Source organism: Bacillus sp. TCT6, assembly GCF_056033845.1.
The window spans coordinates 297,494-309,983 of record NZ_JBVYHX010000001.1 but is presented as its reverse complement, the minus strand read 5'-3'; the positions used below and the strand labels follow the sequence as shown (position 1 = coordinate 309,983).

General features: G+C 35.1%; 11 protein-coding genes and 1 pseudogene. 1 reads left to right on the top strand and 11 read right to left on the bottom strand.

Translation table 11 applies throughout. From position 1 onward, the window contains the following. Nucleotides 1-403: 403 nt before the first annotated feature. From AC0ONG_RS01450 to AC0ONG_RS01410, 9 genes and pseudogenes are all read right to left on the bottom strand, one after another. Nucleotides 404-1,780 (bottom strand): ABC transporter substrate-binding protein, encoded by a 1,377-nt coding sequence (locus AC0ONG_RS01450; RefSeq protein WP_000060581.1) that lies wholly within the window; start codon nt 1,778-1,780, stop codon nt 404-406. Between the two features lie 21 nt (nt 1,781-1,801). Then, on the bottom strand, nt 1,802-2,623 hold the full coding sequence (locus tag AC0ONG_RS01445) for a carbohydrate ABC transporter permease (protein ID WP_000635946.1): 822 nt from the start codon (nt 2,621-2,623) through the stop codon (nt 1,802-1,804). After that, nucleotides 2,620-3,552, bottom strand: coding sequence for a carbohydrate ABC transporter permease (locus AC0ONG_RS01440; protein ID WP_000573795.1), 933 nt, complete (start codon nt 3,550-3,552; stop codon nt 2,620-2,622). Before AC0ONG_RS01440 ends, AC0ONG_RS01445 begins: the two co-directional genes overlap by 4 nt. Next, complete coding sequence (locus AC0ONG_RS01435; protein WP_000571394.1) at nt 3,552-4,649, bottom strand: ABC transporter ATP-binding protein; 1,098 nt, start codon at nt 4,647-4,649, stop codon at nt 3,552-3,554. The genes AC0ONG_RS01440 and AC0ONG_RS01435 overlap by 1 nt, the downstream gene beginning before the upstream one ends. Beyond that, nucleotides 4,646-5,212, bottom strand: a complete 567-nt coding sequence (locus tag AC0ONG_RS01430; RefSeq protein WP_000472005.1) for a glycerol-3-phosphate responsive antiterminator — start codon at nt 5,210-5,212, stop codon at nt 4,646-4,648. Before AC0ONG_RS01430 ends, AC0ONG_RS01435 begins: the two co-directional genes overlap by 4 nt. Nucleotides 5,213-5,523: 311 nt before the next feature. Continuing rightward, nucleotides 5,524-6,139: pseudogene (locus AC0ONG_RS01425) on the bottom strand (GNAT family N-acetyltransferase). Between the two features lie 223 nt (nt 6,140-6,362). Further along, nucleotides 6,363-7,232, bottom strand: a complete 870-nt coding sequence (locus tag AC0ONG_RS01420) for an ankyrin repeat domain-containing protein (RefSeq protein WP_000287334.1) — start codon at nt 7,230-7,232, stop codon at nt 6,363-6,365. 440 nt (nt 7,233-7,672) lie between these two features. Continuing rightward, complete coding sequence (locus tag AC0ONG_RS01415) at nt 7,673-8,176, bottom strand: nitrous oxide reductase accessory protein NosL (protein WP_000865665.1); 504 nt, start codon at nt 8,174-8,176, stop codon at nt 7,673-7,675. Nucleotides 8,177-8,311: 135 nt separating this feature from the next. Continuing rightward, nucleotides 8,312-8,566, bottom strand: coding sequence for a hypothetical protein (locus tag AC0ONG_RS01410; protein WP_000857378.1), 255 nt, complete (start codon nt 8,564-8,566; stop codon nt 8,312-8,314). Nucleotides 8,567-8,820: 254 nt separating this feature from the next. On the opposite strand from AC0ONG_RS01410, the gene AC0ONG_RS01405 reads away from it, so the two are divergent. Beyond that, nucleotides 8,821-10,125, top strand: a complete 1,305-nt coding sequence (locus AC0ONG_RS01405) for a CitMHS family transporter (RefSeq protein ID WP_000880475.1) — start codon at nt 8,821-8,823, stop codon at nt 10,123-10,125. A gap of 46 nt (nt 10,126-10,171) precedes the next feature. Here the strand turns inward: AC0ONG_RS01405 and AC0ONG_RS01400 are convergent, their stop codons facing one another. Together AC0ONG_RS01400 and AC0ONG_RS01395 are read right to left on the bottom strand one after the other, a co-directional pair. After that, nucleotides 10,172-10,864, bottom strand: coding sequence for a response regulator (locus tag AC0ONG_RS01400; RefSeq protein ID WP_000503468.1), 693 nt, complete (start codon nt 10,862-10,864; stop codon nt 10,172-10,174). Nucleotides 10,865-10,866: 2 nt separating this feature from the next. After that, nucleotides 10,867-12,474 (bottom strand): ATP-binding protein, encoded by a 1,608-nt coding sequence (locus tag AC0ONG_RS01395; RefSeq protein WP_003255872.1) that lies wholly within the window; start codon nt 12,472-12,474, stop codon nt 10,867-10,869. Nucleotides 12,475-12,490: the final 16 nt, after the last annotated feature.

The following is a 12,490-nucleotide window of genomic DNA, read 5'->3' as shown; positions in this document are numbered from 1 at the left end:
ATGCCCGATTGGTGAGGGCTAATAATCAGTGGTGGATGAAGAAAAGCCCCATTGATTAAAGTTTCACTTTATTACAAACTAAACTATTATCCTTACAACAATGTAAGTCTCTTGTCATCCAATTCGATAGTTGTAATTACTGTATCTCCTTATACTGAGAGTAAGAAATGAAACAAAAAACAAGGAGAGATGAGAGATGAAAAAAGTAATGGAAGTTGTAGTAGCGGTAGTAGAGGTTTTCGTAAATGGTAAACAAGTCGCAATAGAGTTGAATAAATAATGAAAAGGACAACATTCACTCTAGACCCTTTACTCATATAAAAGAGATAAAACTTCATCATTTCTTTGATCCCTTATCTCCCTATAAAGAAAGCCGTATCCCTTTTAAGGATACGGCTTTCTCTTATTTTTGACTCGTACGAGATGAAATGCTAATTGCTCTATCTGTTGCTTTGGCAGCTTCATCTAACGCTTCTTTACTATTCTTTCCGTCATACATTGCTTCTAATGCTTTTACAACTGCATCTCGTGATTCTGGGAATACACTAATTAAAGCACCTTGTGTTGCTGGAGATTGCTTCGTCGCTTGCAGTTGATCTACTGTTACTTTCAACTGTGGATATTTTTCATATTGCTCTTTTACTAACGGCTCATTATATGCATCTGGATTAATTGAGAAATAGCCTGTTGCCGTATGCCATTTCGCTTGTACGTCTGGCTTCGTTAAATATTTCATAAAGTCCCAAGCACCTTGTTGCGTTTCTTCTGAAACCATATTCGTCATCCATAATGATGCACCTCCAATGATAACACCATTTTGTTTCGAATCCTCTGGATATGGAATATATGAAACACCTACATTAAACTTAGATGCATCAATTAAATCGCGAACACCTGCTGAAGAATCTAAATACATAGCAACTTGTCCAGACTGGAACGCAGCACGAATATCATCCCAACTTGCTCCATACTTTCCAAGTGCGCCAGCTTTATTTAAATCATCTAACATTCCAAATACTTTCTGTCCTTCTTTACCGTTAAATACCGCCTTCTTTGCAGCATCTTTACGGCCGTTTTCATTATCTACATATAAAGCACCTTGTGTCGCTAACAACTCTTCAAAGAACCAACCATAGTTAAGCATGGAGAATCCATATTGTTTTACATTTCCGCCTTCTTTAATCGTTAACTTTTTCGCTGCTTCTTGTAATTCCACATATGTTTTTGGAGCTTTCTCTGGATCTAAGCCCGCCTTTGCGAAAGCATCTTTATTATAAATTAATACTGGTGTAGATGAATTAAATGGCATAGAATACATTTTTCCATCAACTGAATAATAATTTGTAATTGCTTTTTCTAATTTTGACGTATCGTACTTATCTTTTTTTATCCAGCTATCAATTGGTGTGATTTTTTTGCTATCAATCATATATTTCGTTGTAATTTCACTCGATTGAACAAGAGCTGGCGCTTCTTTCGTTGCAGACATCGTTCTAAACTTCGTTAAAGACTCTTCATATGTCCCTTGGAACTCTGCCTTTATCTCGTATTTACTTTGTGACTTATTATAGTCTGCAACAAGACTATCTAGTACACCTTGTGTTTTTCCACCCATCGCATGCCAGAAGCGAATTACAGTTTTATCACCATTTTTTTCAACTGGTGCTACTTTTGCCTGCGCTTCAGGTTTTCCCTCTGTTTTACTATTTGAACAAGCGGCACTAGATAATGCCATTGTTGCTGCCATTAATAGGGCAGCACCTTTTTTTACTAAACTCATTTTAAGCTCACCTTCTCTTAGTTATTTAATTGCACCTTTTGTTAATCCTTGTTGTAATTGTTTTTGTCCTAAAAATAGTAAAATCAATGTTGGAATAACGATAACCGTAACACCGGCCATTACACTTCCCCAATCAGTTGCAACTTCTTGAGACTGAAGCTGCTTTACACCGATTTGCACTGTTCTTACTTTTTCATCAGTGGTCACTAAAAGTGGCCATAAATACATATTCCATGTTGTTAAAAAGCTATATACTCCAAGCGTAATAAAACTCGTTTTACAATACGGTATTACAACGCTGAATAAAAATCTTATATTTCCAATCCCTTCAATAAAAGCAGCTTCTTTCAGTTCATTCGGGAGTGTCATAAAATGTTGGCGTAACAAGAAAATACCGAAAGCTGTTGCAAAAAACGGCACTGTCATCCCGGCGAAACTATTGATCCAGCCAAAGTTTTGAATCGTTAAAAAGTTAGGCACCATCGTTGCTTCCCACGGAATAAGCATCGTTGAAATAAACAGGAAGAAAATTAAGTTTCTCCCTTTAAACTGAAGAAAAACAAAAGCATAAGCTGCTAAACTTGATACGATAAGTTGTCCAATCATAACGACTGTCGATACAATTAAACTGTTATATAAGTATGTAAAAAGCGGTACTTTTTGAAAAATATTAATGAAATTATCAAAAGTAAACTGGGTCGGAAATAACCTTCTCATTTGAATATCGTCTGGTGTCATAAAGCTTATTAAAAATGCATACAGTACAGGAAAAAACACCATCACTGCACTAATAATGAGTAGCATGTATAATAGGAAATTTTGTTTCCACTGTTTAACAATCATTTATAATGCACCTTTCTCTCAGCAAACTTAAATTGAAGTAATGTAGCAACGAAAATGAAAACAAATAATACCATCGCTTGTGCACTTGCTGTTCCAAATTGATGATTCACAAACGCCTCTTTGTAAATCGAGTACACAATTAAATTCGTTGCATCATTTGGTCCACCGTGCGTTAAAATATCAATTTGTCCAAAGCTTTGGAACGCACTAATTAATGTTACTGTTACAATAAAGAATAAAGTTGGCGATAGCATCGGTAATGTAACACGGCGAAGCTTATATAAATAACTAGCACCATCTATAGATGCACTCTCATATAAAGACGTATCAATATTTTGTAAACCACCTAATATAACTAAAAATGCAAAACCTGTATTCATCCAAACTGTTGTAACTGATACAGAGAATAGTGCCCAGTCCGGACTCGTTAACCATGCGATTGCAGGAAGGTTCATAGAGGCTAATATATTATTAAATAATCCTACACTTGGATGAAATAAAAATAGCCAAATCACTGCACTAGCAGCTACTGATATTCCCATCGTCGAAGAAAACAGAACTCGGAATAACCCAATACCTCTTACCTTTCCATTTGCAATCAATGCAAGAAACAAAGCAAATATAATACTCGTAGGAACTGTATATAAAACAAATAATAAAGTTGATTTTATACTTTTGTAGAAGGCTGGATCAGAGAATAAATATTGATAATTTTCTAAGCCAACGAAGAGATTAGCTTCTCCATGTATATCGGTTAAATAAAAACTATAATAAATCGTCCTAAACAATGGATAGAACAGAAAAATCGAAAATAACAAAATAGATGGCGCCAAAAACAATAATCCTATTCTTAAATCTTTCGTTCTCTCCCATAATTTTTTCTTTTTTGACACCTTTGTTTGAACTGGTAACTTACTTACTTCGATCATTATTTCGCCACCACTTTCAACTCTTCTTCAGCTACCACTTTTAAGCGTTCATTCGTGTTTTCGTTAAAGAAGCATAACTTTTCTTGCGAGAATAATAATTTTACTTTGTCACCTTTGTTCAGGAGTAACTGTCCGATGACTTTCGCACTCCAAGTTGTTCCATTTACCGCAAAATTTAATATAGATTCATTCCCTAATACTTCTACAGATTGCAGCGTCACTTCTTGTCCTTCCTCAGACAGTGCAATATGCTCAGGACGCATGCCTATACGAATTATTCCTTCTGGTAATTGCTTTAACTGTCCAATAGATAATGGAATTTGCAATTGCCCTATATGTAATACACCTTTTTCTTTATCTACTTTTCCATCATTTATATTCATAGAAGGAGAACCTATAAAGCTTGCAACAAATTCGTTTGCTGGTTCGTTATATATGTCAAGTGGTGTTCCAACTTGCTGTATACTTCCTTTATTTAAAACCATGATACGATCTCCCATAGTCATCGCTTCTATTTGATCGTGGGTAACGTAAATCATCGTAATTCCTAATCGCTGCTGAATTTCTCTAATTTCAATTCTCATTTGCGCACGTAATTTTGCATCTAAATTCGAAAGTGGTTCATCCATTAAACAGATTGGTGCTTGACTCACAATTGCCCTGGCAAGTGCAACACGCTGTCTTTGTCCGCCTGATAATTGGCCTGGTTTCATTTTCACATACTCTTTCAGTCCTACCATTTCAATAGCTTCCATTAATCGCTTTTGTCGCTCTTCTTTTTGTACTTTTCTTACCTTAAGTCCAAATAAAATATTTTCTTCTACAGATAAGTGTGGATATAATGCATAATTTTGAAATACCATTGATAGATTACGGTCTTTCGGCTCTATATCATTTGCAACACGTTCATTAATAATTAAATCTCCCGAAGAAATCTCTTCTAAGCCAGCAATCATTCGTAATAATGTGCTTTTCCCGCATCCCGAAGGTCCAACTAAAACAAAAAATTCGCCCTTCTTAATATGAACCGATACGCCTTTAACCGCCGTCTCTTTTGCATTTTTATATACCTTTGAAACATTTTTCAATTCAATCACAAGGTTGCACTCCTTTTTTCTTCTTGTATCCATACTTCATAATGACTTGTTGAAATCGCACTTGCTCCTGCACGAATTGCAATTTCCGCATCTTCTCGCGTTTGAATCAGCCCGCCTGCAATAATAGGAAACTCTATTTCCTCTGCTAGCTGTTTAATTATAGAAGGCATAATCCCCGGCATAATCTCTACTGCATTTGGTTTAGTCGTTTTACAATTTTCAATTGATTTAGTAAGGGATAAAGTATCTACAATAAAAATACGTTGAATTGTTTTCAATCCAATTTTATTAGCATTTCGAATTGTCGAACCCTTTGTTGAAATAATGCCTTGTGCCCCGATAACATCTTGAATATACAAAAGCGCTTCCTCTGTATTCGTATTTAAGCCTTGTATAAAATCACAATGAAGAAATACATCATGTCCATGTTTCTGCAATTCGTATACACGCTCTGGTAATTCCAGCATTGAACCCGTCATAAGAAAAACTGTTTTCGGCAATTGTTTGTATGCTTTGTATCCTTTCCAATCCTTTATCATCGCAATATAAGGTTCTTTAAACATTCATTCCACCTAACTGTTCTATTTTTATCCAAACTAAAAACACCTACTTACATAGAACGCCTTTCTCCTTATTTGAACTCTAGGGAATAGAGCACACCTAAGAAAGCGGCACATTATATGTAAGCGGGTGTTCTCAAATGTTCTCTACCCTAGTTATTTTGTTACCTTTACTATATTACTCATTTATTAAGCCAGTTTTGATAGTTTGTTAATTAGGTGTTAATCGAGTGTTAATATTCACCACATTACTTTTTACAATAATCTAGATATATGAATGAACTCCAACAGAACGCAACAACTATCTTTAAAATTCAAGTGATATGCAAATTCATTCCATAGTCAATCAGTTTTAGTTTTCTCGCAACTGCTTGTGAGGCATAATTATCCCAGGAAGTACTATAAAGTGGAATGCGCTTTTCCTCTTGTATTGCTATGGCCCAAGCTGTAACAACATCAGTACCATATCCATTCCCTTGAAACTCGGTTAAAGTTTCCACACTTCCCTCAGCACTCAGCAGCTACGGGGGTACTTCTGGCACTGCAACAAACAGAAACCACCTTTTCATTTTTTACAATTGCAAAATAAGGTTTCCTCCATTCCATCTGTTCTATTAGATTAGGAAAATTTTCTCGTAAAAGCTCTCTATTCTTCTCCGTTATTTGTATTGTTCTAGTCGGCTTATGTAAATTACTAGTAAACATGAAAGCAGGACCCATCCAAATATTTTCCACTGTTCTTTCTTCATTTAATACATTAATAATCTTTGCTATCTCTATATGCTTTGAAGGTTCTCGAATTAACTTCTCAATCTTACTTACCGTTTCATCATCCACATTACAATGATATCTCGTTATACCCCCTTCACGAGTTCTGCCAAGAAAAAAACGTGGTGCTTTCGGATTTCCTTGTTCATTTACATATTTCATTTTTCCTACTTGATTATGAACAAATAAAACCTCTGCCTGAATTACTATTAAATCAAGTTCTCAGAGAGTCATTTATATCCTCCTTATTTACCCCATATACCATCCATTCATAATCTATTTTTCATGTTCAAAACAAAAATCCCATTCAAATACACATTACTGAATCCATCATACTAACTGATTTCTTCATTCTGTCTATCTAAATGGGATTATTTTTCGTTTGTTACTCTACTGGTTGTTGTGGCTGTACTACTTCATTCGCTCCAGCTACCCTCAACATATTTACAATATCTTTAAAACCTCTTTTTTCAGCGTATTGCAGTGGCGTCAGATGTTCCTTGTTAGCCATATTTACATCTGCACCATGATCAATAAGCAATTGAATTACTTTCTTATGGTTTTCACTACCATTTCCTAATACAATTGCTTCTAATAGCGCTGTTCCACCACGTTCATTTTTATAATTCACATCAATATCTGTATGCTCTAATAATTCTTTAACAACCTCTACATGGCCACGCTCAGATGCAGAAATAAGTGCTGTTCCACCTGACTTAGTCGTTTCTTTCGTATTAACTCCTGCATTAATTAATACTTTTACAATATCCGTATATCCTTCTCTACTTGCATAAAGAAGTGGATTACTTTTTTTCTCATCTTTAATTTCAATATTAGCACCTGCACCAATTAATGCTTTAACTGTCTCTACATGATTTTGGTACGTCGCTGCAAGGACAGGCGTTTCTCCGTTGTCACCTTCTACGTTTATATTCGCTCCATCCTGAATCAACTTCATAGCTGTCTCTGTGTCTCCAAGAGTAGCTGAAAGTAACAACTGTTTGTCCATTAAATTTATACTTTTCTCTTCTTTAGATTCTTCCTGTTCTTTATGCTTCTCTTTTTTCTTTTCATTTTTCACATGAACCGGTTTCGATTCTGGTTCTTCTTGCTTATCGCAAGCCACTACCGTCATTAAAAGTCCTAATAAAATACATAATAAAATTTTTTGTTTTCTCACAACTACAGCTCCTATGAAAGATAATGTTTTCTTAACCATTCCTCCATCACATACAATAACTCTTCTTGAGTACATTTATCCATAAGCCCTTTAGATTCCTTCTTTAATCGGATTATCTTAAGCTTATACTATGTTTCTCAACCTATTGAAATGATACGCCTGATGGCCCCATCATTAACATTATGAAGCAATTAGTTTAGCACGTTTTTACCGCATTTGTATACATTTCTAAAAAGTACATAAAGTGAAACTTTAATTAGTGGGGGTTTTGTTCATCCACCACTAATTATTAGTTGAACCAATCGGGCTTTTACGGGCAGTTGATCTCCACCTAAATTCTTTGCTTTCACTAAATTTTGAGGTGGGGATCTTACTGCCCGTTAATGCGGGATAAATGATTGCTTTAGGTTACTATATTCCATTGTAACCGTTCTTCTAAAAATTTTACACCTTTTCTATATTTGCACCTGAGTAATAATAGAAAAAGACAACTATATAGTTGTCTTTTTCTATTATTAATGATGTCCACCATGATTTCCTGCTTTCGGTTTCCCCATCATCTCTTTATTCATTTCCCATTTATGCTCTGCTAACTCTTTATACGAAAGAACTTTGCCCTTATAGTTAGATACAAAGCTCTCTGCATCTTTTTTATTTTTAAATGAAATGACATTATAAGCCATCGGTGTCGTTATTGTTTTATCATATACGTAAGTAGCGTCTTCTAACGAAATCCAATCTTTCGAATCATAATCTCGAACAAATTTCTCTTTCGTCTTTTCATCTGAGTTGATCTCCATCCATTTATACATACAACCGATATCATCAAACTTTAACGCTTTTCCATTTTCTAAAATGATTTCTGTTGCAAATTGATTATCTGTTACCCCAATTTGGCAAATATCACATTTATCATGTTTCTCATCAATAGCAACAGCTGCTGTTTCCTTTTTCCCACACCCGACTACCGTAAATACGAAACATAAACATATAGCAAGTACAACATATTTTACTTTCATCAATATTCCTCCCTAGAAACCGTATACTTCACGAAAAGAATACCAAAAGGTTGTGTGAGATTTGTGAAAAAACAATGTGCTTTTTGTAATATAGGAAACAAAAAAAGATGTGTAGTTATTTCTACACATCTCTCATCACTCGCAGCCTGTAATTAACAAATCATCTTCTAACTTAACTAATAATGTATCCGCACTAATTTCCTGTCCAACTTCTACATTTACCAATCTTATATTTCCACTAATCCCGACTGTAATTTTTTTAAGCTCACCGTCATTTTTTCGGATCATCAGTAATTTTTCCCATTCATATACGTAAGAAGATTCATTAATAAAAATCTCCTCTACTTTTCCTTCATAAGAGCTATAAATCTCTTCAATTCTCGTTTTCATATAAAATCTACTCCCTATTCCACACTTCACTATTTTCATCTTATTCTACCATTCTTACGAGGAGTAGCTTACTTTTTAAAAATTCAAATTAACTACCGTGAACAAAATGAACAAAATAAAAATTATGCTTCTAATGATGTTATTTTTCAAATTATTTACCATTTGAATGGATGCTTTTATTATAAATAAAAAACCTTTTTCTGAATTTTTATTCTATTTTGAAAGCGCAATCATTCTTTTGAGGGGGAAATTACATGTTAGCACTACTTGGATTTGCGATGGTATTTGTCTTTATGTTTTTAATTATGACGAAACGTATGTCAGCGCTAGTAGCATTAATATTAATTCCGAGTGTTTTTGCATTAATTGGCGGATTCTATGCCAATATGGGGCCTATGATGTTAGAGGGGATTCAAAAATTAGCACCTACTGGTATTATGCTTATGTTCGCTATTTTATATTTTGGGATTATGATTGATAGCGGTTTATTTGATCCTGTCATTAGTAAGATTTTAAAATTTGTAAAAGGAGATCCTTTAAAAATCGTTGTCGGAACGGCTATATTGACTATTATCGTTTCTTTAGATGGTGATGGTACAACAACATACATGATTACAGTTTCTGCAATGTATCCACTATATAAGCGCCTTGGAATGAACCCACTCATATTAGCTGGAGTTGTTATGTTAGGAGCGGGAGTAACAAATCTTACACCTTGGGGTGGACCCACAGCTCGTGTTATGAGCGCACTTGGACTTGAGGCTTCCGAATTATTTACACCTCTTATTCCAGGAATGATTGCTGGTGCAATTTGGGTTGTTTTCGTTGCCTACTATCTTGGAAAAAAAGAAAGAAAACGTTTAGGAATTATGGATGTACAGTATTTAAAACAAATGCAAACAATGGATGAGCAAGCTGCAACTGTCGAAGCCACAGCGCATAAACGTCCTAAACTTCTATGGATTAACTTTTTATTAACCGCCACATTACTTGTCTGTCTCATACTAGAAGTTATGCCGTTACCTGTTTTATTTACAGTCGCTTTTGCTATTGCTGTTATGATTAACTATCCAAACTTAGAGCAACAGAAAGAACGTATTGCTTCTCATGCAGGGAATGTATTAGCAGTTGTTTCTCTCGTATTTGCTGCCGGTATTTTCACTGGTATTTTATCTGGAACAAAAATGGTAGATGCAATGGCTAACAGTGTAGTAACTCTTATACCAGATGCACTTGGACCACAACTACCAATTATTACAGCACTTCTCAGTATGCCATTCACATTTTTCATGTCTAATGATGCATTTTACTTCGGGGTATTACCTATTTTGACGAAAGCTGCTGCTACTTACGGAATTAGTGCAGCTGAAATGGGACGCGCTTCCTTACTTGGGCAACCCGTTCACTTATTAAGTCCTCTTGTCGCTTCCACTTATTTATTGGTCGGAATGGCCAAAGTTGATTTCGGTGAACATCAACGCTTCACTTTATTGTGGGCCGTTGGAACGACAATGGTTATGTTAATTACCGGAATTGTAATTGGGATTATTCCAATATAAGATGCAAAAAAACAGTAGAAGAAATAAAATCCTCTACTGTTTTTTATTATGAAGAAGCAAGAAAATAACGTCTCTCCGGTCTCCCAACACTTCCATATATTAGCTCTGCGTGGACTTTCTTCCCAGATATCAAATACTCTAAATAGCGCCTTGCCGTTGATCGGCTTACTCCAATCATTGAGCTTAACATTTCTGCTGTAATCCCTTCTTCATTAACTGTTAACATATGCTTTTTTACTTTCGCTAAAGTATAAGGATCTATCCCTTTCGGGGCATATTCTATTTGATCTCCCTTCACACCTCTTTGAGACCATAAATATTCAATTTGTTCCGTAGATAATTGATTGTTCTTCTTTAACTGTATAATCTTTTTTTGATAGCCTTCTAGACTTGCTTTAAATCGATCAAACATTAGTGGCTTTACGATATAATCTGTTACTCCGCCCCGCAGGGCGTGCCTCACTACATCTGTTTCCGATGCCGCTGTAATCATAATGATATCTGTATCGTGCAAATGATTCCTAATATATGTGACAAGTTCCGTTCCCTGCATATCAGGTAAGTACACATCTAATAACACGAGCTGTGGCTTCACAAGCTCTAGCCATTCTTTCGCTTGTTCTCCAGTCGTTGCCGTTCCAATTACTTTAAATCCCTCAATTTTTTCAGTAAAACGACGATGAATGTCAGCAATCCGAATATCATCTTCTACAATTAATACTTCAATCTCCTCACCCATTACTATTCGCCTCTCTCTTTCGGTAGTGCAATAATAAATAACGCACCACCTAAATCCCCTTTTTCAATTGCAATACTTCCATTTAAATCTTCTACTAACTCTTTCACTTTTGCTAATCCATATCCTCGCTCTCCTCCTTCTTTCGTCGAAAAGCCTTTATAGAATATGCTAGTAATTATTTCATCATGAATCCCTTGCCCTGAATCTTCCACTTCAATTAATATTTCTTCTCCAATATCAGTTACAAACATCCTTACTTTCCTATCATTCTCTTCATTTTTTTCAATTGCTTCAAATGCATTCGTAATTAAATTCCCTAAAATAGAAACGACATAATTACTCTCAATATGTGGACTTAATTTGTCTAAACCACTTTCTCTATCTAGCATAAAATCAATCTTCAACTCTCGTGCTCTATTATAAAATCCAATTAAAATTCCACCTAGCCATGGATTTTGAATCCGCTTCATAATAAATTGAACAAAATCTTGATATACCGCTGTTTCCTTATGAATAAGCTCTAAAGCATCTTCATATGATTCTAATTGGATAAGACCCGAAAGCGTATACAATAAATTATTATATTCATGCGTTTGCGCCCGCAATGCCTCTGTATATTGCTTCGTCTGGGACAATTCTGCTGTTAACTGATCCATTTCAGATTTCAAACGTAAGCTCGATACAACGCCAGTTACTTTATTCTTTACTTTAATAGGTAGACGGTTCGCAATAACAGCCTGTCCTTTTATATTTAATTGGCGGTCAAACTGTTCTTCACCAGTTTGAAGTACATCTAGTATCGTTGAATTAGGAATTACATTTAAAATAAATTCCCCAATAATATTTTGTTGTTTATTTAGCGAAAGAATATCATAAGCTGCTTGATTGACTAAACTAATCATGCCATTTTTATCGATTACAATAATCCCTTCACGTACAGATTGAATCACTGTACTATGCTCTTCATATAAAGATGAAATTTCTTCTGGCTCCATCCCGAACATCATTCTTTTTATACTTCCCGCTAAATATATAGAGCCGATTACCCCAATTAAAAGACCTATTACTGTAATCCAAAATACACGCTTTCCATACACTTCTACTGCTCCATGAATATCAGCCATTGAAAACCCAACAGACACCACACCGATAATTTCATTTTCCTGGTTACGGATTGGGACTTTCCCACGCAATGAAGGGCCTAACGATCCATTAGCTTTCGAAACATAAGATTTCCCTTCTAATAAAACGCCTTTATTATCTCCGCCAACCATTTTTTCTCCTATTTTATCTCGCTCAGGATGCGCATAACGAATCCCCTCTTTGTTTCCAACTACAATAAAGTCAGCTTCTGTATCAATTCGAATTTTTTCTGCGATTGGCTGAATAATAGAAGCTGGATTTTCTTTTTGAAAAGCTTCCTGAATTTCTGGTATCGCAGCAACTGTTTTCGCAACATGCAAGGCCCTTTTACCAATTTGCTCTTCTACTGTTTCAGATAATATGTAAAAAAATAAATAACTTGTTAGCAAAAGTACAACAAGAATAAGTGTACTAATAGTTAATGTAATTCTCGGTTGTAGTTTTAATTTTTTCAATGTCAAAACCATTCCCCTAACATAATTA